Source organism: Plantibacter sp. T3, from assembly GCF_902506515.1.
GTDB classification, from domain to species: domain Bacteria; phylum Actinomycetota; class Actinomycetes; order Actinomycetales; family Microbacteriaceae; genus Plantibacter; species Plantibacter auratus.
Map to the genome: position 1 here is coordinate 3,308,456 of NZ_LR733286.1, position 20,656 is coordinate 3,329,111.

Annotated in this window: 17 protein-coding genes and 2 pseudogenes; 6 read left to right on the forward strand and 13 right to left on the reverse strand. The window is 70.6% G+C overall.

The features are described from left to right. Positions 1-51: 51 nt before the first annotated feature. The 6 genes from GV015_RS15695 to GV015_RS15720 form a co-directional block, all read right to left on the reverse strand. A complete protein-coding gene (locus GV015_RS15695) occupies positions 52-1,452 on the reverse strand; it encodes an NtaA/DmoA family FMN-dependent monooxygenase (RefSeq protein WP_159880337.1) in 1,401 nt (466 codons plus the stop codon). Between the two features lie 203 nt (positions 1,453-1,655). Then, positions 1,656-3,086: an amidase gene (locus GV015_RS15700; protein ID WP_159879255.1), complete on the reverse strand. Its 1,431-nt coding sequence runs from the start codon at positions 3,084-3,086 to the stop codon at positions 1,656-1,658. Between the two features lie 86 nt (positions 3,087-3,172). After that, positions 3,173-3,754, reverse strand: coding sequence for a GNAT family N-acetyltransferase (locus tag GV015_RS15705; protein ID WP_079707223.1), 582 nt, complete (start codon positions 3,752-3,754; stop codon positions 3,173-3,175). A gap of 65 nt (positions 3,755-3,819) precedes the next feature. After that, the gene (locus GV015_RS15710) at positions 3,820-4,539 is read right to left on the reverse strand and encodes a uracil-DNA glycosylase (protein WP_159879257.1); all 720 of its coding nucleotides are present in this window, start codon (positions 4,537-4,539) and stop codon (positions 3,820-3,822) included. A 3-nt stretch (positions 4,540-4,542) separates the two neighbouring features. Continuing rightward, positions 4,543-5,280 (reverse strand): Type 1 glutamine amidotransferase-like domain-containing protein, encoded by a 738-nt coding sequence (locus GV015_RS15715; protein ID WP_064295268.1) that lies wholly within the window; start codon positions 5,278-5,280, stop codon positions 4,543-4,545. Positions 5,281-5,320: 40 nt separating this feature from the next. Further along, positions 5,321-5,818: a phosphoribosyltransferase gene (locus GV015_RS15720; RefSeq protein ID WP_071262460.1), complete on the reverse strand. Its 498-nt coding sequence runs from the start codon at positions 5,816-5,818 to the stop codon at positions 5,321-5,323. A 45-nt stretch (positions 5,819-5,863) separates the two neighbouring features. Between GV015_RS15720 and GV015_RS15725 the strand changes: the two are divergent. Beyond that, a pseudogene (locus GV015_RS15725) lies at positions 5,864-7,402 on the forward strand (MFS transporter). A 107-nt stretch (positions 7,403-7,509) separates the two neighbouring features. Here GV015_RS15725 and GV015_RS15730 read toward each other — a convergent pair. After that, positions 7,510-8,286, reverse strand: coding sequence for an SDR family NAD(P)-dependent oxidoreductase (locus GV015_RS15730; protein ID WP_201299399.1), 777 nt, complete (start codon positions 8,284-8,286; stop codon positions 7,510-7,512). 204 nt (positions 8,287-8,490) lie between these two features. Between GV015_RS15730 and GV015_RS15735 the strand changes: the two genes are divergently transcribed. The 5 genes from GV015_RS15735 (at position 8,491) to GV015_RS15755 (ending at position 14,429) form a co-directional block, all read left to right on the forward strand. Then, the gene (locus GV015_RS15735) at positions 8,491-9,816 is read left to right on the forward strand and encodes a bifunctional o-acetylhomoserine/o-acetylserine sulfhydrylase (protein WP_079707226.1); all 1,326 of its coding nucleotides are present in this window, start codon (positions 8,491-8,493) and stop codon (positions 9,814-9,816) included. Positions 9,817-10,100: 284 nt separating this feature from the next. Then, the gene (locus GV015_RS15740; protein ID WP_159879259.1) at positions 10,101-11,306 is read left to right on the forward strand and encodes a homoserine O-acetyltransferase; all 1,206 of its coding nucleotides are present in this window, start codon (positions 10,101-10,103) and stop codon (positions 11,304-11,306) included. Positions 11,307-11,386: 80 nt separating this feature from the next. Continuing rightward, entirely contained in the window at positions 11,387-12,553 is a 1,167-nt protein-coding gene (locus tag GV015_RS15745; RefSeq protein WP_137243324.1) for a sensor histidine kinase, read from the forward strand. Continuing rightward, the gene (locus GV015_RS15750; RefSeq protein ID WP_159879263.1) at positions 12,550-13,782 is read left to right on the forward strand and encodes a hypothetical protein; all 1,233 of its coding nucleotides are present in this window, start codon (positions 12,550-12,552) and stop codon (positions 13,780-13,782) included. The genes GV015_RS15745 and GV015_RS15750 overlap by 4 nt, the downstream gene beginning before the upstream one ends. Further along, on the forward strand, positions 13,779-14,429 hold the full coding sequence (locus GV015_RS15755) for a response regulator transcription factor (RefSeq protein WP_056012577.1): 651 nt from the start codon (positions 13,779-13,781) through the stop codon (positions 14,427-14,429). Before GV015_RS15750 ends, GV015_RS15755 begins: the two co-directional genes overlap by 4 nt. A 36-nt stretch (positions 14,430-14,465) precedes the next feature. Here GV015_RS15755 and GV015_RS15760 read toward each other — a convergent pair whose 3' ends face one another. The 6 genes and pseudogenes from GV015_RS15760 to GV015_RS15785 all read right to left on the reverse strand — a co-directional run bounded on the left by GV015_RS15760 (position 14,466) and on the right by GV015_RS15785 (position 20,508). Beyond that, positions 14,466-15,767 (reverse strand): MFS transporter, encoded by a 1,302-nt coding sequence (locus tag GV015_RS15760; RefSeq protein WP_159879265.1) that lies wholly within the window; start codon positions 15,765-15,767, stop codon positions 14,466-14,468. 76 nt (positions 15,768-15,843) lie between these two features. Next, a pseudogene (locus GV015_RS15765) lies at positions 15,844-16,151 on the reverse strand (MTH1187 family thiamine-binding protein). 2 nt (positions 16,152-16,153) lie between these two features. After that, positions 16,154-17,383, reverse strand: coding sequence for a glycosyltransferase 87 family protein (locus tag GV015_RS15770; RefSeq protein WP_079707400.1), 1,230 nt, complete (start codon positions 17,381-17,383; stop codon positions 16,154-16,156). Positions 17,384-17,472: 89 nt separating this feature from the next. Further along, entirely contained in the window at positions 17,473-19,014 is a 1,542-nt protein-coding gene (locus GV015_RS15775) for an FAD-dependent oxidoreductase (protein WP_159879267.1), read from the reverse strand. A 58-nt stretch (positions 19,015-19,072) separates the two neighbouring features. Further along, positions 19,073-19,960, reverse strand: coding sequence for an FAD:protein FMN transferase (locus GV015_RS15780; RefSeq protein WP_159879269.1), 888 nt, complete (start codon positions 19,958-19,960; stop codon positions 19,073-19,075). A 20-nt stretch (positions 19,961-19,980) separates the two neighbouring features. Next, positions 19,981-20,508, reverse strand: coding sequence for an FMN-binding protein (locus GV015_RS15785; protein ID WP_139382578.1), 528 nt, complete (start codon positions 20,506-20,508; stop codon positions 19,981-19,983). Positions 20,509-20,656: the final 148 nt, after the last annotated feature.

Below are 20,656 nucleotides of genomic sequence, written 5' to 3' on the forward strand. Positions count from 1 at the left end.
CCGGTGTGGTTGCCCATCCTGGTCGGCGCACCGGGCCGCCCCGCCGCTCTGTTACGACAGGTTTCCCGCGGATTCCCTCGATGACGCCGTGTGACCGTCGACGGTCCCCTCGTGCTGGTCGCCGAGGTTCCGTCCTCCGCGGTATCGTGCGGCCGGGTGGTCGTCCGGGAGCCGGGCCGCTCCGCCTGTCAGGCGCTCACGGAGCGTCTCCCCCGGTCGATACGCGTCGCGCAGTCGCCCTCGGCGACGCAGCTCCGGCACGACGAGTTCGACGAAATCGGTGAGCGTGTCGAGACTGTGGTACTGCCGCAGGTTGATCCCGTCGATACCGACCTCGTCCAACCATCGCTCGATCTCGTCGGCGACGACCTCGGAGGTGCCGACGGCGAAGAAGTCCCGTTCGAGGTCGCTGCCGACCCGGCTGACGAACTCGCCGACGGTGCCGGCCGTCACCTGGGGCGGGAGGGCGTCCGCCGGAACCCCCTCTGCGGCGAGCGCCTCGGCGACGGTCCGGTCCTCCGGGTGCGCCAGCGGGTCGAACGGCAGCCCGGCGTGCACGAACCGGCCGACGATACTCGCGTGCTCGCGGTACAGCGCGGCCTTGGCCTCGGCCTCCTCCTGCGTCCGCGCGACGATGACGGCCGCCTGGACGACGATCTTCAGCGCGGCCCCGTCGCGTCCGTTGTCGGCCGCTGCCGCACGGAACCGCTTCAGGAGGGGTCCTGCACCACCAGGCCCCCGCACGCCCGTGAACACCGCTTCGGCGTGCCGTCCGGCGAACGCGATGCCGGCCGGCGATGCGGTCGCGGTGTAGAGCAGCGGTGTCCGCTGCGCGCTCGGCTCGGACAGGTGCGGTCCGGCGACCTGGAAGTAGCGCCCGATGTGATCGATGTACCGCACCTTGTCGGGGTCGGAGTAGACGCCGGCCTCCCGGTCCCGGATGACGGCGTCGTCGTCCCAGGAGCCCTCCCAGAGCTTGTAGAGGACGTCCAGGTACTCCTCGGCGATCGCGAACCGTTCGTCGTGCGGGATCTCCTCGGCGAGGCCGAAGTTCCGTGCGGCGTTCGGCAGGTACGAGGTGACGATGTTCCACGCGACACGGCCGTTCGTCAGGTGGTCGAGGGTGCTCATGCGACGGGCGAAGGCGAACGGCGGCTCGTAGCTCGTCGAGAAGGTGATGCCGAAGCCGAGGTGCTCGGTCACGGCGGCCATCGCGGGGACGACGAGCAGCGGGTCGTTGTTCGGGATCTGCAGGCCCTCGCGCAGGGCGTCGGCCGGGCCGCCACGGAACACGTCGTAGGCGCCGACCACGTCCGCGATGAAGATCGCGTCGAACCCGCCCGCCTCCGCCGTCCGGGCGAGCGTCGTCCAGTACCGGATGTCGGTGTACTGGTCGCGTCGGTTGTCCGGCAGGCGCCAGAGGCCGTGGGTGATGTGGCTCACGCAGTTCATCTCGAACAGGTTGAGGATGAGCTGCTTGGGGCTGGACCGCGTCGGGCTGGACTGTTCGCTGATGATCGACTCCTCCGGTGGAGCGGCGATCGGTCCGTCCGGACCGGGCCGCCTCAGCACCCTAGGCGCAGCGGGAGGGACGAGGTCCGGCCGCGGTGTCACATCCCGTCATACGCCACCGGCGACGCGAGGGCGACGATCGGTCAGCGGGCGACGGACGGGACGCGGTTCTGCCAACGCAGTCGCCGCTCCAGTTGCGCACCGAGGGCGAGCAGGGTGGCCTCGCCTCCGGGACGCCCGATCAGCTGGACGCCCATCGGCAGCCCCTCGGACGTCTCGTGCACCGGGAGCGTGATGGCCGGCAGGCCGGTCGCGTTCACGAAGGAGGTGTGCGGCGCGTAGCGCACCTGCTGCTCGAAGTTCAGCTCAGGCGAGTCCTGGTCGTACCACCCGATCGGCCGTGGTGTCTGGGCGAGCGCCGGCGTGATGATCGCGTCGAACGGCGCGAACTGCGCGAGGACGCTGCGTTCGAACCGGTGGAGACTGGCGAGCGTCTCCATGAGCCGGGTCGCCGGCAGCGCCCGACCGCGCTCGACGAGCGACCTCGTGATGGGTTCGAGGAGCGCCAGCTCCGCCTCCGAGGACGCCGGGACACCGGCCGCTGAGGCCTGCCAGATCGTCGTGAAGTCGGTCGGGTACCGTTCGGCGTCGCGAAGGGTGAGCTCCTCCAGGCCGTGCCCCATCGCGGTGAACGCCCGGGTGGCGACGTCGACGGCGGCGCGGGCCTCCGGGTCCACCGCCAGCTCGAAGGCGCTGTCCCAGGGTGAGCCGTCGAGGACCGCCAACTGGAACCGGCCCTCGCCGCGCACGGCGTGCCCGAGCAGGGGCCCGTCATCGGCGTCGGGTGCTCGCAGCGTGAAGTGATGGTCGATGCGTCCGTGCACGCGCTCGATCATCGCGTCGAGCAGGAGCGCTGCGTCGGCGACGGTCCGGGCGATCGGCCCGGGGACGACGAGGCCGGCGAGTCGGTCGACACCGGAGCCCGCGGGGACGAGCCCCCGCGTGGGCTTCAGGCCGACGAGCCCGCAGGCGGCCGCCGGGATGCGGACGGAGCCGCCACCGTCGGAGCCGGGGGCGAACGGGAGGAGCCGCGCGGCGACGGCGGCTGCGGCCCCGCCACTCGACCCCGCCGCTCCGCGGTCGAGGGCCCAGGGGTTCCGCGTCGGCACCCCGTCGAGCGGCTCCGTGTAGCCGTAGAGCCCGAACTCCGGGGTCGCGGTCTTCCCGAGGCTCACCGCTCCGGCCCGGTCGAGGACGCCGACCAGCTCGTCGTCGGTCGTCGCCACGACCTCCGCGGTGAGCCGTGACCCGAAGCGGACGGGCTGACCGGCACGGGACACGAGGTCCTTGTCGCCGATCGGGAGTCCCCAGAGCGGTGCGGTCCGAGGAAGTGCCTCGACCGCCTCCACGCGTTCGGCGAGCGATCCGGCGGCGACCGAGGTGAAGGCGCCGATCGCGTCGTCGAGGCGCTCGATGCGGTCGAGGTAGTGCCGGGCGAGCTCCGTCGGTGAGACTTCGTCCCGCTGCAACGCCTGCCACTGCTCGAGCGCCGTCAGCTCGTGGAGTTCCGCCATGCGACCAGCCTAGAGGCGGCGCTCTCCTGTGGTCCCCGTTCCCCGGCCGTTCCGGTCCCTGAGCCTGTCGAAGGGTGTCGACCGGTTCAGCGCTTCAAAGACTTCTGGAGGAGGACCGTGCCGATCCAGCGGCCGAACTTGAACCCGACACGGCCCATGCGGCCCACCTCGGTGAACCCGAACTTCTCGTGCAGGGCGATCGACGACTCGGCGCCCTTGTCGGCGATGACGGCCAGCATCTCCTTGAGCCCGGCGGCCTTCGAGCGCTCGATGAGCTCACCGAGCAGATCGGTGCCGAGGCCCTTGCCGGTCGCCGCCGCTCCGAGGTAGATCGAGCTCTCCACGGTGAATCGGTAGGCGCGCTTCTGCTTCCACGGCGCGCACAGTGCGTACCCGAGGATCTGTCCGGTCGGGTTGACGGCGACGATGAACGGGAGCTGGAGCCGCTGCAGGTAGGCGAACTTGGAGCGCCACTCGGCGAGGGTCATCGCGTCCTCGTCGAAAGTGACCATGCTGTTGGCGACGTAGTGGTTGTAGATCGCCCGGATGTCGGGCAGGTCGGCCGCAGTGGCGTCGCGCATCGTGAAGGCGAACGGCGTCTCGGGGGTCGGCGGCTTGCGCAGGTGCGGCGGCAGCCGGCGCCTCGGCTCGTACTCCTCTTCCAGCATCCCCCAAGCCTAACGAGGGGGTGGGTCGGCGGACAGCCCTTGCGGCCGACGCCACGACCCGGTCGTCAGTCGAGCGACCAGTCGATCGGGTCCACGCCGCGGGAGACGAGGAAGTCGTTCGTGCGGCTGAACGGCTTCGAGCCGAAGAAGCCCCGCGAGGCGGAGAGCGGACTCGGGTGCGCCGAGACGATGACGTGGCGGTCGGGGTCGCCCGATGATTCGAGCAGCGGTGCCAGTCGTTCGGCGTCCTTGCCCCAGAGGATCGACACGAGCGGTGCGGGGCGTGCGGTGAGCGCGCGGATCGCCTGTTCCGTGACCGCCTCCCAGCCGTGTCGGCGGTGCGACCCGGCGGAACCCGCCTCGACCGTGAGGACGCGGTTGAGGAGCAGCACGCCCTGTCCGGTCCACGAACTGAGATCGCCGTGTTCCGGCGTCGGGACACCGAGGTCCTCGCGGAGTTCCCGATGGATGTTCGCGAGGCTGCGCGGCACCGGGCGGACCTCCCGGTCCGCGGCGAACGACAGGCCGATCGGATGACCCGGCGTCGGGTACGGGTCCTGCCCGACGATGAGGACCCGGACCGCGCTGAACGGCGTACGGAAGGCCCGCAGGACGAGCTCGGGTGCCGGCAACCATCGGGCACCGGCCGCTGTCTGCGCCGCGAGCCAGTGGTCGATCGTCGCGAGGTCGTCCGCGACGGGTGCGAGCGCGCCGGCCCACCCCTCGTCCATCGACCCCGCCGCGGCGAGCTGTGCCGGGGTGCCGCCGAGGATCCCGTTCGTCATGGACTACTGCTGCTGCGGCTGCTCGGCACCGATCGTGCGGACGACGACCCCGTGCTCGGCGGTGAAGACCTGCCAGACACTGCCGCCACCGAGGACGGAGAGCGCCCCCTGCCCGACGACGAGCGCCGTGTTCTCGTCGATCGCGACCCCGCCGTCGACGACCCCGGCCTCCGTCGCGGCGACGAGCCGCCCGAGGGTGCCCCACTGTGCGGCATGCGCCTCGACCGCGATGTCGACGAGCCCGAGACCGTCGCCGATCGTGACCTCGTCGAGCTCCTCGGACGCCGCCTCGGGGCTCACGGGGACCTCGCCGACACGCCATCCGCCGATGATCGCGTGCTCGGCGGCGATCATCGCGCCGGCCGAGATGCCGAGGTAGGGCAGACCGGACGCGACGAGGCGTCGGATGTCGGTGGCGACCGGCGCGACCGCCTCCGCGTAGGCCGAGGGCAGCCCGCCGCCGACGACGATCCCGTCGACCTCGGCCAGCTGAGCCTGCGCGACCACGCCACCCTCGCGGACGACCACGCGGATCGCCTCGATCTCACCGGAGCGTGCGACGGCACGTTCCAGGGCGGCGGACTGCTCGAGCCCGTCACCGTCGTGCACGACGACGATCGCGATGCGCGGGGCCAACCGACCGGCGACGACCGCGAGCGCGGCCGCCTCGGCGATGAACGCTGCGTAGACGGTCGACTCGGTCTCTGGGGCGGCCGGACCGCCGAGGAGGAAAACACTCACCCTGAGACCCTACCCGGCACCCCGGATCAGGCGGGGACGATCAGGCCGTGATCGTCGGCAGCGTCGACCAGGGGAAGGAGATCCAGCGGTCGACACGCTTCCACACGTAGTCGGGGCGGAGCACCGTCTGCGGCTTCTCGTACAGCGTCACCGTGCGGACCTCCGCACCGCTCGCCTGCATGAGTTCCAGCACCATCGCGAGCGTGCGACCCGAGTCGGACACGTCGTCGACGAGCAGCACTCGGCTCCCCGGCAACCCGGCCACGTCGAGCAGCGGCGGGAGCACGACGGGCTCGGGGAGACGCGCGTCGACCCCGGTGTAGAACTCGACGTTCAGCGCGCCGCACGCCTTCACGTCGAGAGCATAGGCGATGGCACCGGCGAGCAGGAGCCCACCGCGCGCGATCGCGACGACGGAGTCGGGCCGGAACCCGCTCGCGACGATCGCACTGGACAGTTCGCGAGCCGCGTCACCGAACGTGGGCCAGTCGAGGACCTCTCGCTCCGGGGACGCTGCGCTGGGGTTCTCGGTCGACATCCTCCAACGCTATCCTGCCGGCCGGGCCGCCTGTACCATCCCCACATGGCGCGAGACAGCACGACGACAGGCGGAGCCTCGGCGACCGGATGGCGGACGTCGATCCGTGGGTCGGCAGCCGGCATCACCGCAGGACTCATCGGCTGGTTGTTCCTCGTCGAGATCACGAGCGGCGTCCTGCAGGGCTACTACGTCCCGCTCATCCCGGACCTCGTCGAGCACCTGGGCATCCACGACGCGGACTTCAACTGGTTCGAGGCCGCGCAGCTGCTGTTGTCGGCGCTCGTCGTCCCCATCCTCGCGAAGCTCGGCGACATGTTCGGGCACAAGCGGGTCCTCCTCGTCTCCACCGTGTTGACGGCCGGCGCCAGCTGGTGGCTCGTCGTCGCCGGGGACTTCTGGTCGTTCCTCGCGGCCTGGGCACTGCAGGGCTTCTAGGTCGTGTGGCTGCCACTCGAGATCGCACTCATCTTCGAGCGGGGCCGTCGCTCCGGCACCGGGGCCTCGCAGACCCGCCGGGCCGCCGGCCTGCTCGTCGTGGCGCTCGAGGCCGGCGCCATCATCGGTGCGCTGTCGAGCGGACGCATCCTCACCGCCCTCGGCGGCGACATCCCGCTCACGATGATGCTGCCGGCCGTCGCGGTGACCCTCGTCTTCTTCGCCATCCTGTTCGGCGTCCCCGAGTCCGAACCCCTGCCGGGCAGGACTTTGGACCTCGCGGGCTTCGTACTCCTCAGCCTCGCGCTCCTGCTCATCACCTCTGGGCTCACCTTCCTGCGACTCAACGGTCCGCAGACGTGGTGGGTGTGGGGGCTCATCGCGATCGGCGTGCTCGCGTTCCTGCCGTTCGGGCGACACGAACTGCGGCAGCCCGACCCGGCGATCGACCTCCGGGTGCTCCGGCAACCCAACATGTGGCCGGTGCAACTGACCGCCGGGCTCATCGGGATCAGCCTGCTCGGCGCCCAGGCCCCGCTCAGCACCTATGCGGGGACACCCCGGGAGAACGGATACGGACTCGGGCTCGACGCCGGCGACATCTCCACGCTCATCGGCGCCTACCTGATCTCGATGATCGTCGGTGCGCTCCTGTTCCCACTCGTGTCGCGCTGGGCGACGCCTCGGATCGCGCTCATCATCGCCGCCTCACTCGTCGCGGTCGGGTACCTGCTGTTCCTCCCGTTCCACCTCGAGACGTGGCAGGTCTTCCTGAACATGGCGATCGCGGGGCTCGGCTCCGGCGCCCTCGTCGGAGCCATGCCGGCTGCGGCTGCGGCTGCCGCACCTCGCGGGCAGACGGGTGTCGCATCGGCGCTGACCAACACGACGAAGACGATCGGTGGCTCCTTCGCCTCGGCCGTCTTCGGCGTGGTGCTGTTCGCCGGCGCCGCGCAGGCCGTCACGGCCGGGGCGTCGAGCCTGTCCGGCTACCTCACGGTCTGGGCGATCTGCGGGGCGGGCGCGCTCGTCGCCGCCGTCCTGCTCTGCTTCGTCCCGAAACTCGCCTTCGCGGACGCGGCCCCGGTCGACGCGGAACCCGGGCCACGCATCGATCCCGCTGCCGAGCACCCGGCCGGTCACTGACCTCCCGACCCGTCCCTGACTGCAACCGGTCCCTGGACTCCCGACCGGTCCCTGAACTCCCGACCGGTCCCTGAACTCCCGACCGGTCCCTGAGCCTGTCGAAGGGTCTACTCCGCGACGCGCAACGGCCCCTTCGCCAGGCGGTACGGGGCGGCCTGGGCGACCGGCTTGATCGTGATGAGGTCGAGGTTGACGTGGGGCGGCAGGGAGGTCGCGTGGACGATCGCCTCGGCGACGTCGTCGGCCGAGAGTGGATCCGGCACGTCCTCGTAGACGGCGTCGGCGCGGTCCTGGTCGCCACCGAAGCGCACGAGCGAGAACTCCTCCGTGTGGACCATGCCCGGCGCCACCTCGATCACCCGGATCGGTTCGCCGTTGAGCTCGAGCCGGAGCACCTCGAAGAGCGCCCGCTCGGCGAACTTCGCCGCGTTGTACCCGCCGCCACCCACGTAGGCGACGTGGCCCGCGATCGAGGTGACACCGACGATGGTGGCGGCACCACCCTCCGGGATGCTCCGGCGGAGGATCGGCAGGAGCGCCTGGACCACGCGCTTCGTGCCGAGGACGTTGATGTCGAACATGCGCCGCCAGTCCTCCGCGTCGCCGTCCTCGACGGACGCGAGGCCGAAGGCACCGCCCGCGTTGTTGACGAGCGCCTGGGCGCCGCCGAGCTCCTCCACCCGGGCGGCGAGCGCGTCGACGTCCGCTTGCATGGTCAGGTCCGCGACGACCGCCGTACCGCCGATGTCCGCGACGAGCGCCTCGAGCCGCTCTGCTCGGCGGGCCACCGCCACGACGTCCCAGCCGTCGGCGGCGAATCGCCTCGCGGTCGCCTCCCCGATCCCTGAACTCGCACCGGTCACCACCACACGTCTCGTCGTCATGCCTCCAGGGTAGCCACCGGTCCGAGGCGTTACGCCGTGTTTCCGCGTGGTTGGCGCGTGCAGGTGGGGCCGGTAGCCTCGGGGTCACGACGGAGCACCACCCGGAGCCACGCCCGGCGACATCGCTGTCGGACCGAGCGGCCACACCGGCGGCACCCATCACCCGAGCAGCACCGACCACCCGAGCAGAGGGGACCATCCACCATGAGCGATGCCACGAACGACTGGAAGTTCGAGACGAAGCAGATCCACTCCGGAGCTGCACCCGACCCGGTCACGAAGGCTCGGGCCACGCCGATCTACCAGACGACGAGCTATGTGTTCGACAACGCCGACCACGCCAAGAACCTCTTCGCCCTCGCGGAGTTCGGCAACATCTACACGCGCATCCAGAACCCGACGCAGGCCGTCGTCGAGGAGCGTCTGACCGCGCTCGAGGGTGGCAGCGGCGCCCTCCTCCTCGCCTCCGGGCAGGCGGCAGAGGCCTCGGCGGTCCTCAACATCGCGCAGGCGGGCGACCACATCGTGTCGTCCTCGTCGATCTACGGCGGCACGTACAACCTCTTCAAGTACACGCTCGCGAAGCTCGGCATCGAGACCACCTTCGTGGAGAACCAGGACGACGCCGAGGAGTGGCGGCGTGCGGTGCGCCCGAACACGAAGCTGTTCTTCGCGGAGACGATCGGCAACCCGAAGATCAACATCCTCGACATCCGCCTCGTCGCCGACGTCGCGCACGAGGCCGGCGTCCCGCTGATCGTCGACAACACGATCGCCACGCCGTACCTGATCCGTCCCTTCGAGCACGGAGCGGACATCATCGTCCACTCGGCGACGAAGTTCCTCGGCGGTCACGGCACGGTCATCGGCGGGGTCATCGTCGACGGCGGCACCTTCTCCTGGACCGGGCACGCGGACAAGTTCCCGGGACTCACGACGCCGGACCCCTCGTACCACGGCGCGGTCTACACCGACGCCGTGGGCGACTCGCTCGCCTACATCATCAAGGCGCGCGTGCAGCTCCTGCGCGACCTGGGTGCGGCCATCGCCCCGGCGAGCGCCTGGCAGCTCATCCAGGGCATCGAGACGCTCAGCCTCCGCATCGAGCGCCACGTGCAGAACGCCCAGCAGGTCGCCGAGTGGCTCGACGCCCACCCCGACATCGCGAGCGTCAACTACTCGGGTCTGCCGTCGAGCCCCTGGTACGCGGCGGCCAACCAATACGCCCCGAAGGGTGTCGGAGCAGTTCTGTCCTTCGAGCTGAAGGGCGGGGTCGACGCCGGCCGCGCCTTCGTGAACTCGCTGCAGTTGTTCTCGCACCTCGCGAACATCGGCGACGTCCGTTCGCTCGTCATCCACCCGGCGTCGACGACGCACTCGCAGCTCACCCCGGAGCAGCAGCTCACGGCCGGCGTCACGCCCGGGCTCGTGCGGCTCTCGGTGGGACTCGAGAACATCGACGACATCACGGCCGACCTCCAGGCCGGTCTGACCGCCGCGAAGCAGGTCGTCGAGGCCGCCCGGGTCTGAGTCCGTCCCGAGGCGTCCCCTACTGGGTTGCGCCAGCGCGGTGCGCTGACGCGAGCGCACCCCACAACCGCGAGCGCGGGTCTCCAGAGACCCGCGCTCGCGTCGTTCGTTGCGCACTCGGGCCGGTTCCGCGTCGCTCGGGCCCGTTCCCCGTCACTCGAGCCCGTTCCGGTGCGCCGGAGCCGACGGGAGTGCACTCGCGCCAGCGCACCGCGCCGACCTCGACCGATCGGGTGACGTAACACGGCCGGTCGACGCCCCAGGGCACGCCACAATGGAGACCTATGGACTGGCAGACCCCGGAAGACAGCGTGCCCTCCCGCTTCGTGACCGAAGCCGAGGTCGGCGCCCTCCTCGCGAACCCGCCCTCGAGCGGCGCCTGGCGCGACGGCGACCGGCCGGGCGACCGGCTCTTCGCCCCGCTCGGCCGCCTCGACTTCGAGCACGGCGGGAGCATCCCGCACGCCAGACTCGCCTACGAGACCTGGGGCACGCTCGACGACGACGGCGGCAACGCTGTCCTCATCCTCCACGCGCTCACCGGAGACAGCCACGTCCTCGGAGGCGCCGGCAACGGGCATGCGACCGCCGGGTGGTGGGCCGGCATCGTCGGTCCGGGACTCGCCGTCGACACGAACCGCTGGTTCGTCGTCGCGCCGAACATGATCGGCGGCTGCCAGGGCAGCACCGGCCCCTCCTCCTTCGCGCCCGACGGCGTCGAGTGGGGTTCGCGGTTCCCGTACACCTCGATCCGCGACCAGGTCGAGGCCCAGCACCGACTGCTCGGACACCTCGGACTCGACCGCTGGGCCGCGGTGATCGGTGGCTCGATGGGCGGCATGCACGCCCTCGAGTGGGCCGCCACCCACCCCGAGCTCGTCGACCGACTGGCCGTGATCGCCGCGCCCCCGGTCACGACGGCCGACCAGATCTCGCTGAACTTCGTGCAACTCGAAGCGGTCCGCACGGACCCGCACTTCCAGGGCGGCGACTACTACGACGCCCCGGACGGCGAGGGCCCGCACCGAGGCCTCGCGCTCGCCCGCCGGATGGCCCTGCTCAACTACCGCAGCCCGGGTGAGCTGAACGCCCGGTTCGAGCGCAGCTGGCAGTCGAGCGTGAGCCCGCTCGGGCACGGCGGACGCTTCGCCGTCGAGTCCTACCTCGACTTCCACGGCAACAAGTTCACGCGACGCTTCGACGCCGGGAGCTACGTGACCCTCGTCGAGGCGATGAACTCGCACGACGTCGGACGCGATCGCGGCGGCGTCGGCGCGGCGCTGCGGGCCTACGCCGGTCCGTCGCTCGTGCTCGGGATCGACAGCGACCGGCTCTTCCCGGTCAGTGGGCAGGAGGAGATCGCGCTCCACCTCCCCGGCAACCTCGACGGCACACGACCGTCGGTCCTCCGGTCCGACTTCGGACACGACGGCTTCCTCATCGAGAACGCGGTGGTCGCCCCGCATCTCAGCCGGCTCCTCGCCGTCTGACAGCCGCGCCCCGTCTGTCCGACACCCGTTCCGCGGCGGTCGTGTCACCCGATAGGGTGACTCCTCAGAGGAGCGTGAGCATGGATCGGGTGGCGAGGACCCAGCGACGGCTGCTGCTGCGTACGACGCGTCTCTTCGGACTCGCGGGGTGCGTCACGGCCGCGATGATCCTCAGCGTCCCGGGCGTCGTCTCGGGAGGTCGGTACACCGTCCTCCTCGTCCTCGTCGCCGCCCTCGCGCTCACCCACGTGGCCGCCGAGCAGTACGACGGCCGTCGGTGGGTGGTGCTGGTGTTCCTGGTCGGTGTCGGGGTCGTCATCGTGATCGGTCTGTCCGACGGGAACACCGGCCAGGTCGGCTCCGCGAGCGCGATCGCCGCGATCACCTCCCTCGGCATGGGCGCCGTCGCGGCCCGACTCGTGCCGCTCCGGCGCACCTGGCCGTTGCTCCTGACCGCGTTCGTCGTGACGGCGGTCACCATCATCGTCGTCACCGGGCCCACCGCGCTCACGGTCCCGACCATCGGCCTGACAGCGGTCGTGTGGGTCGCGATCGGTGCCTTCGGCGGGTGGCTCGACACGAGCATCCCGCGGCTCATCCGCCGGGTCGACACCATCGGCAACGCCTACAACGCCGAGCGGCTCGCGAGCCAGGCCGAATCACAGCGACGCCAGGACGCACGACTGCTGCACGACACCGCGCTCGCGACCCTCACGATGCTCGCCCACTCCGGACGCGGCGTCGACGCCGCAGCCCTCCGTTCGCAGGCCGGGAACGACGCGCATCTGCTCCGCAGCCTCCGCCTCGGCGAGGAGCTCAGCCCCGTCTCCTCCGGCTCGTACATCCTCCAGCGAGGTGCCGACTTCACCCTCGACGAGGGCATCGAGGCCGTGACGGACCGGTTCGCCGGGCTCGGCCTCACGGTCAACGTCTACGGCGGTGGACAGGCGAACCTCGACCCACGTGTGCGGGAGGCGTTCCTCCTCGCGCTCGGGGAGTGCCTGGAGAACGTCCGGCGTCACTCCGGGGTCGACTCGGCCGACGTCACGGTCTCGATCGACGAGCTGACCGCCCGACTCCTCATCACCGACACCGGCACCGGGTTCGATCCGTCGGCTGTGCCGGACGGCCACCTCGGCGTCGCGGAATCGGTCGTCGCGCGCATCCAGGAGGTCGGTGGGCAGGCGCGCGTCTTCTCCGCCCCGGGGGCCGGGACGACCGTCATCCTGGAGGTCCCGCAGGCATGAGTGTCGACGCCCTCGAGGAGACCACCGGACCGACCCGGCGCTACCGTCATCGGCGCACCATCGACCGGCAGCGCTCCTCACTCGGAACGACACAGCTCGGCATCGGCCTCTCGGTCTCCGGCGTCATCCTCGTCGTCTACGCCGCGATCCGCTTCGTCGGGTCGGTCCACCACTACCCGCGGCCGCTGCTCAGCGTCGTCGCCTGGCTGCTGCTCACCGCGGCGATCGCGTCGACCTTCCTCCTGCTCCGCCGTTCCGCGTTCCACCTCTCGGATCGACTGTTCGTCGCACTGCTGATCCAGCTGGTGGTGGTCGCAGCGCTCGACCTGGCGAGCGTCTGGAGTCGCGACGCCGTCGGCGTCTATCCGACGGCGGCCGCGGCGGTCGGCGGCGTCCTGCTCGCGGTCGTCACCCTTCGGCCGGTCCGCGACATCGCCGCCGCGACCGTGGTGCTCGGGCTGATGCTCGTGGGGTCGATCCTCACCGTCACGCGGACCCAGACCGCGACGCTCGGGGCGGAGTTGCTCTTCGCCGCGGTCGCCGTCGTCCCCCCGCTCATCGCCTGCGCGATCGTCTCCCAGTACCGCCGGATCGTCCGCCTCGAACTCGACCGGGTCATGGTCGCCTCCACGGTCGCGAGCGTCCGGGACGCACTCGGGTTCTTCGACTCGGAGGAACTCGTCACCCTCGATCTCGAAGCGGAGGAGCTGTTCGTCGGTGTCGCCGACGGCTCGGTCGACCTCCCGCTCAGCCCCGAGCTCGCGGCGCGCGCCTCCCGCCTCGCGACCGAGCTCCGGCGTCATCTGATGTCCGAGGGCAAGGAGTCCTGGCTCGAGCACGCGTTCCAGGAGTCGTCCGTGTTGTCGGACCGCGCGACCCTGCGCGACCCCGAGCGACTTGCGACGTATCTCGCAACGGATCAGCGGGATGGACTGCTCTCTGCAGTATGGTTGCTCCTCGGGGAAGCAGATGCGCAGAGTGCCAGAGCTGTGCTGACGCTCGGACCGGTCGACCGCTCCGAACGACCGGGCCGATCTGGTGCGCTCGTCATCCCGATCGTCCTCGAAGCGGTCGGAGTGCAACGCGCCAAGGTGGATCCCGCGGTGTGGGAAGCGCTCGGACGAGTGGGCAGCTCCACGGACACGTACCAGAAATCCCGGATCAGGATCGAGATCGACAGCACCGTCGACAATCCTGCTGCGGGCCAGCGGAAAGGGGAACGTCAATGACGTCACAGGAGTCTCGCATCAGGGTCGGCATCGTCGATGACCACCGGATGCTGCTCGGTGCGCTCACCGAATGGATCAGGAGCGTCGCCGACGACATCGAACTCGTCGTCGTGACCCCGTCCTGGCCGGAGCTGCTGACGCACCCCGCCTTCCCCGTCGACGTCCTGCTGCTCGACGTCGACCTCAAGGACAACGTCCCGGTCGCCGTGAAGCTCGCGACGCTGAAGACCACGGGCGTCACGACCGTCCTCATGAGCACCTACAGCGACCCGGCGGTCGTCCGAGAGGCATTGGCCGCCGGTGCCCTGGGCTACCTCGCGAAGAGCGAGGACGCCGAGACCATCGTGCACGCCCTCCGTGCGGCGTCACGCGGTGAGTCCTACATCTCCCCCGAGCTCGACCTCGCCCTCGCGAGCGGCGCCTCCGGGACCGGCCCCCGCCTCAGCGCGCAGGAGCGTCGCGTCATGGCGCTGTACGCCGCCGGTGAGCCCGTGAAGATGGTCGCCGAGAGCCTCGGCATCTCCGACGAGACCGCGAAGAGCTACCTCAAGCGCATCCGCGAGAAGTACCGCAACGCCGGCATCGACGTCGGCACGAAGGTCGCCCTGCGCAAGCGTGCGATCCTCGACGGCATCATCGTCGACTAGCAGCGCGGTGCGCCGACGCGAGCGCGCGGGTGTCGGTCAGACGGGGATCGGTGCCGTCGGCGGGTTGCGGTCCGCGATCCGGCGATCCTCGGCGTCGTTCGCCCGCAGGAGTTCGCGCCGGAGCTGCCGGCGTTCGACGGAGAAGCTCGTGATGACGATCGCGAGGCCGATCACGGTCAGCACCACACCGGTCCAGACCGGGGCGAGGTAGCCGAGGCCACCGGCAATGACCACACCGCCGAGGAAGGCGCCGAGCGCGTTGCCGATGTTGAGCGCCGAGTGGTTGAGCGCTGCGGCGAGCGACTGGCTGTCGCCGGCGACGTCCATGAGCCTCGTCTGGATGGCCGGACCGAGGCCCTGCGACGCGAAGCCGACCGCGAAAACGAAGAGGAACATGGTCGGGGTCCATGTCGCGGTGAGCGCGAGGGCGGTCAGGACCACGATCATGAGCGCGAAGAAGACGATCAGGGCTCGCTTCACCCCACGGTCCGCGAGATGCCCACCGACCAGGTTGCCGATCGTCATGCCGACCCCCATGGTCGCGAGCGCCCACGGGACGAGCGTCGCCGACTCCCCCGCGACCTCGGTCACCAGGGGCGCGAGATAGCTGTAGACGGCGAAGAGCCCGCCGAACCCGATGGACCCGAACCCGAGCACGAACCACACCTGGCCGCGTCGGAAGACACGGAGTTCCCGACGCATCGTCTGCTGCGGGTTGCCCGCCTGCACCGGCACGGCGAACCAGATGGTCACGGTCGCGAGCGCGAAGATGCCGGTGACGATGAGGTAGGCGGAGCGCCACCCGAACTCCTGGCCCACCCAGGTCGCGAACGGCACGCCCACGACGTTGGCGATCGTCAGCCCGGTCATGACGAGCGCGACGCCCTTGCCGCGCTTCCCCGGCCCCATGAGACTCGCGGCCACGAGGGCGGCCATGCCGAAGTAGGCGCCGTGTGGCAGGGCCGCGACGAACCGGGCCAGGAGGACGAGGCCGAAGCTCGGCAGGACCGCAGACGCGAACGTGCCGACGGTGAACGCGACGCCCAGCCAGAGCAGGACGGTCTTGCGCCGATATCGCGCGACGAGCGCGGCGATCGTCGGCGCACCGACCACGACGCCGAGCGCGTACGCCGTGATCAACCAGGCGGCCTGTGCGTTCGCCTGCTCCTGGCTGCGAGCGGCCAGCTCGGGCAGGAGGTCGGTCGCGATGTTCGGCAGCAGACCCATCGCCACGAACTCGGTCGTACCGATGCCGAAGGCCCCGACGGCGAGCGCGAGGATGGCAAGACGAACACGGGTCGGCGACAGCTGCGTCGACCCGTCCAGGATGGTGGGCATGGATCGAGTGTACGGGAATCCTCGAATCGATTCGAGTCCCCGAGCGGCGAAACCGGACGACCGCTCGGGGGTGGGCTCAGCCGTCGTTCTCGAGCGCGGCGTCGAGGCGGTCGAGCTTGGCGGTCAGCTCACCCGTGTAGCCGGGACGGATGTCGGCCTTGAGGACGAGCGAGACCCGGCTGCCGTAGGCGCCGACCGCCTCGGTGGCGTCCTTGATGACCGCGAACACCTCGTCCCACTCCCCCTCGATGGTCGTGAACATGGAGTCGGTCCGGTTCGGCAGGCCGGACTCGCGGACGATCCGCACGGCCGCGGCGACCGCGTCGTGGACGGAACCGTCCGAGTTGCCGGAGCCGCTGGGGCGACGGAGAAGGCGACGAGCATGGTCACTCCTTGTGGGTTCGAGCGGGGACGGGGATGGACACCGACGAGACGTCCTCGTCGTGGTGAGACGGGGTGAACAGTGCGTGGACGGCCCAGCCGGCGAGGACCAGGTAGGCGAGGTTGCGGACCGTCAGCACGGTCACGAGGACCGGGTCGACGTTGAGCAACCACAGGTACAGGTAGGGGTAGACGAGCTGCGTGAGCGCGGCGATCATCAGCGCGAGCACGGCCGGCGCGACGAAGCGCCGACGCTGCAGGACGATCCCGAGGATCACCGGTGCAGCCAACCACATCGCGAACTGCGGTGACCCGACCTTGTTGAAGATGATGAGCGTGAGGACGAAGAGGAGCGACAACGGCGCGAGCACCTGCACGAGGGGGCGTCCGGACCGCACCGCGAGCACCCCGAGGAGCACCGCCCCGGCGACGGCGAGGCCGAGCAGCGGCGTCATGACGGCGATCGCCGTGTCGACACCCGGGCCGGTGACCTGGAAGGTCAGGATGTCGCGGTCGTAGTAGACGAAGCTCTGCGGGACACCCAGGACGGCGAGCCACAGGTAGGCGTTGCCGATGGGCGACTCGATCTGGAGACCACGTCCGGTCTGCTCCGTCACGAAGCTGACGGCGTTCGCACCGCCGAGCACGAGGCCGACCCCGAGGACCACGACCGACGTCGCCGCCGCCGCGACCAGGACCTGTCCGCGATGGCGGTGCGCCAGGACGATCGCGCCGATCAGGGCCGCCGGCCAGATCTTCATCCAGGCGGCGAGCGTCAGGAGGACGGCGGCGACCCGCGGGCGGCCGGCGACCCAGAGGAGCCCGACGATCGCGATGGGGACGGTCACGGAGTCGATCCGGGCGAGCGCGATCGGTCCGAGCAGGAGGAGGAACGCGAGCCACCACCATGCCGCGATCAGCCGTGGGCGCGAGTGGCCGTTGCCGAGGAGGACCGCGAACGCCCCGGCGTTCATCGCGGTCACCAGCAGGAGCCAGCCGACGCCGTACCCGGCGCTGCCGAGCAGCAGGGGGATCAGCATCGGCACGATCGCGAGGATCGGATAGACCCAGGGCTCGTCGATGGCGGGGATCGGGCCGCCGGACGTCGCCTGTTCGACCCACGGCCGGTACACGAGGACCACGTCGCCGAGCGGGAGGCCCTCCGCCACGAGGCACAGCCAGCCGACGAGGAGGTGCACGAGGCCGAACCCGCACCAGAGGAGCCAACGCCGCATCACGTGGACCATCCTAGGCTCGTGCCGCCGGTGGAACCGGTCCGCCACTCGCTCGACGCCCGAGCGGGTCGGGTCCGCGAGCCTGCTGATCAGTACCCGCTGAAGGCGTCGGTGCGGACGTGTCCGACGCCGATCCCACGCAGGGCTGGCTTCAGGGCCTCGATCATCGCGGGCGGACCGGAGATGAAGACCTCGCGCTCGGCAAGGTCGGGGACGGCCTCGGCGAGGCGCTCGTGGTCGAGGCGCCCGGGTCCGAGACCACGCCAGCCGTCCGGCAGCCGGACGTCGTCCGTCGGTCCCACGACGAGCACCGGTGTCCCCCAGGTCTCGAGCTCGGCCGCGTAGGCGAGCTCCTGCGGGTCGGACACGACGTAGACGAGGACGACGTCGCGCTGGTCGGCACGGAGGTGCAGTCGTGAGAGCTGGCTGACGAACGGGGTGATCCCGATCCCGGCGGCGAGGAGCAGGATCGGCTTGCTCGTGTCCTTCGGCAGGACGAAGTCGCCCCACACACCGGTCGCCGAGAGGCTCGCGCCGACCGGCAGCGCGTTCAGCGCCCGCTTGAAGCTACTGGCCCGCTCGGGCACACGCATGGCCACGCGGATCGTACGGTCGTCGTCGGGTGGCGAGGAGATGCTGAAGACGCGCCTCGAGCCGCGGACGTCGGCTCCGCGGTGCGGCAGCGACAGCTCGAGGTACTGGCCGGCCGCGAACGGGATCGACCGCTTCGAGCTGAACCGGTACTCGACCGCCGTCGGGGTGAGCGCGCGGGTGCCTTCGAGCGTCAGTCGCATCCCCCGACGACGGGCGACGATGAACGCCAGCACGTTGCCCACGATGAGCGCGAGCTCAGGGGTCGACGCCACCTGGCCGAGCGTGAACGGGATGGAGAACAGCGCCGCGACGATCGCCGCCTCGGCGAGCTGCTGCCAGCGCCGCGGTGGAAGCGTGAGCGGCTCGGTGAGCATGAACGCGGCGAGGAAGAGGATCGGGTAGGACGTGAGCGGAGCCAGCAGTGCCGGTCCCAGCTCTTGACCACCGGTGACGAGCCGGACGGTGACGAGTGCCCAGGAGAGCACGATGAAGACGAGTGCCATCGTGAGTCGCTTCGTCCGGATGAGGACGAGGCCGCCGAGGATGACGACACCGGGCAGCAGCCACGGGTTGGCGACCCACCAGACCGACGGTGACACGCCGGGGAGGGTGACGTAGCTCGCCAGCACGCTCATCACGAGTGCGGCGATCGCCGCCGGGTTGAGGACGTGTCGGCCCCGGATCGCGAGCAGGTACTTCGACGCCGAGGCGACCGTGGCGGCGAGGGCGATCCAGGCCAGCGCGGTGGGCTCGCTCGTCGGCCACAGGATGAAGAACAGCAGGAGTGAGGTGATGACGGACGACTCGCTGTGCGGCTGCACCTGGAACAGCGCGCCGAACAGGCGGTTCGTCAGGTAGCCGACGACGAGCAGCGTCGCCAGGGTGGCGAGGAGCTCGAGCGGCTTGTAGAACACCTGCCCGAACAGCGACAGCACGAAGGCGTAGATCGCGAGGGTGCCGAGTGACAGCGTCACGAGGCGGTACATGGTGACCCGCCCGAGGACGGTGCCGAAGAAGGAGCCGGTGCGGCCGTTCATGTGCGGTCTGCTTTCTGGGAGATGGTGCCGTCCGGGCTCAAGCCCTGTGGCGCGTGACTCAGGTGAAGAGTTCGCCGGGGAACCCGACGGACCGGTCGGTGAGACCGGTCGTGAACATACGGACGCTCTCGAAAGTGAACGCCTCCGCCAGGGTCTCGTGGTCGGTGAAGTACAGTGCGGTGGCGAGTCCGTCGGCGACCATCGCGTCCGGGGCGGTGACCCAGGTCGCCGCGACGGTCCTCGTCGGTTCGCCGGTCCGGCCGTCGATGACATGGTGGAGGCCGTCGCCCCAGGCACGACGATTGGTCGCGGAGGCACACAGGGCTCCGTCGTCGATCGTCGCGACCCCGATGGCCTTCCTGGGATCGTACGGATGCTCGAGCGCGATACGGAGCGGGTCTGCCGGGCGGGACCCGTGCTCGTGACGCAGGTCGCCCGAGGCGTCGACCGTGAAGGACTCGTGGCCGTGGCTGCGGAGGAGGTCCGCGACGAGGTCGACGAGCCGCCCCTTGCCGGCCGCACCGATGTCGATCACGAGCGGGAGGCTCGTCTCGAGCACCTCGCCGTCCCACCGGGCCACGTCGTCCCAGTGCGGGGCGGCGACCGCCGGGCCCTGGGGGACGAGCGAGTAGGAGGCGTCGTAGCCGAGCCGTTCGAGCGAGGTGCCGATGAACGGCGTCACGGCCCCGGCGGTGGCATCGTGCAGACGCCGGTACGTGTCGAGCAGTGCGACCGCATCCTCGCGCGCGTCATCGGGGAAGGCGGTCGAGACCGGGCCGGCGGCGAACCGCGCGATGAACGCGTCGTCCCGGAACCTCGACCACGTCCGGTCGAACCGGTCGATGCACGCGGCGACGGCCTCAGCGGTCTCAGGCGCGAGCGGGAGAGCCGTGTCGAGCTCCCATCCGGTGCCGATCGCCTCGAAGCGCAGTGTCGTCTCGCTCATCGTCGGTCCGGCCCCGCGGCTCAGCCCTTCGCTTCGGTCTTGATCGTGTCGATGGCCGCGTTGAAGCCGCCGCTCGTGAGCGAGGAACCGGCGACCTTGGAGACCTTGAGGCTGTCGATGTCCTTGCCGACCACCTCGGCTGCGATCCCGGAGATGAACTCCGCCTGGTAGCGCTTGCTGTTCGCGCTCTCGGCGTGCGAGACGACGTCGACCGCCGTGACCTTGTCCTCGGCGAGCGTGACGGTCACCGTGATCGACTCGGTGCCGTTCGGCGACTGGTAGCTGCCGTCCGCGGTGTACGAGCCGTCCTGGTAGTCGGTGGCGCCGGAGCCCGCTGCAGCATCGGTGGAGGTGGTCGCCTCCGGCGCCGCCGTGCTCTTCGTCTCGGGAGACGTGGTCGTGGTCGAGCTGCCGGCGTCGGCCGCCGAGCAACCGGCCAGGCTGCCGACGAGGGTGAGGCCGGTCAGGGCTGCGAAGGTCGTCTTCTTCGCCGCCACGGACAGGCGTGGCGTGCGGACGGGAGGCTGGGTGGTGGTGGGGTTGCGCATCGTTCAATCTCCTCGGGCGATGTGTGGGCCGCGGTGCGGCGGCCGCCGTGGCGAGGTCTCTGCCGCGGTGGCACCAGTGTCCTGAGCTTCCCTATGGGCGAGCTATGAGCGTTCTGGGAGTTGTCCTTCGTCCACCGATGAACGATCG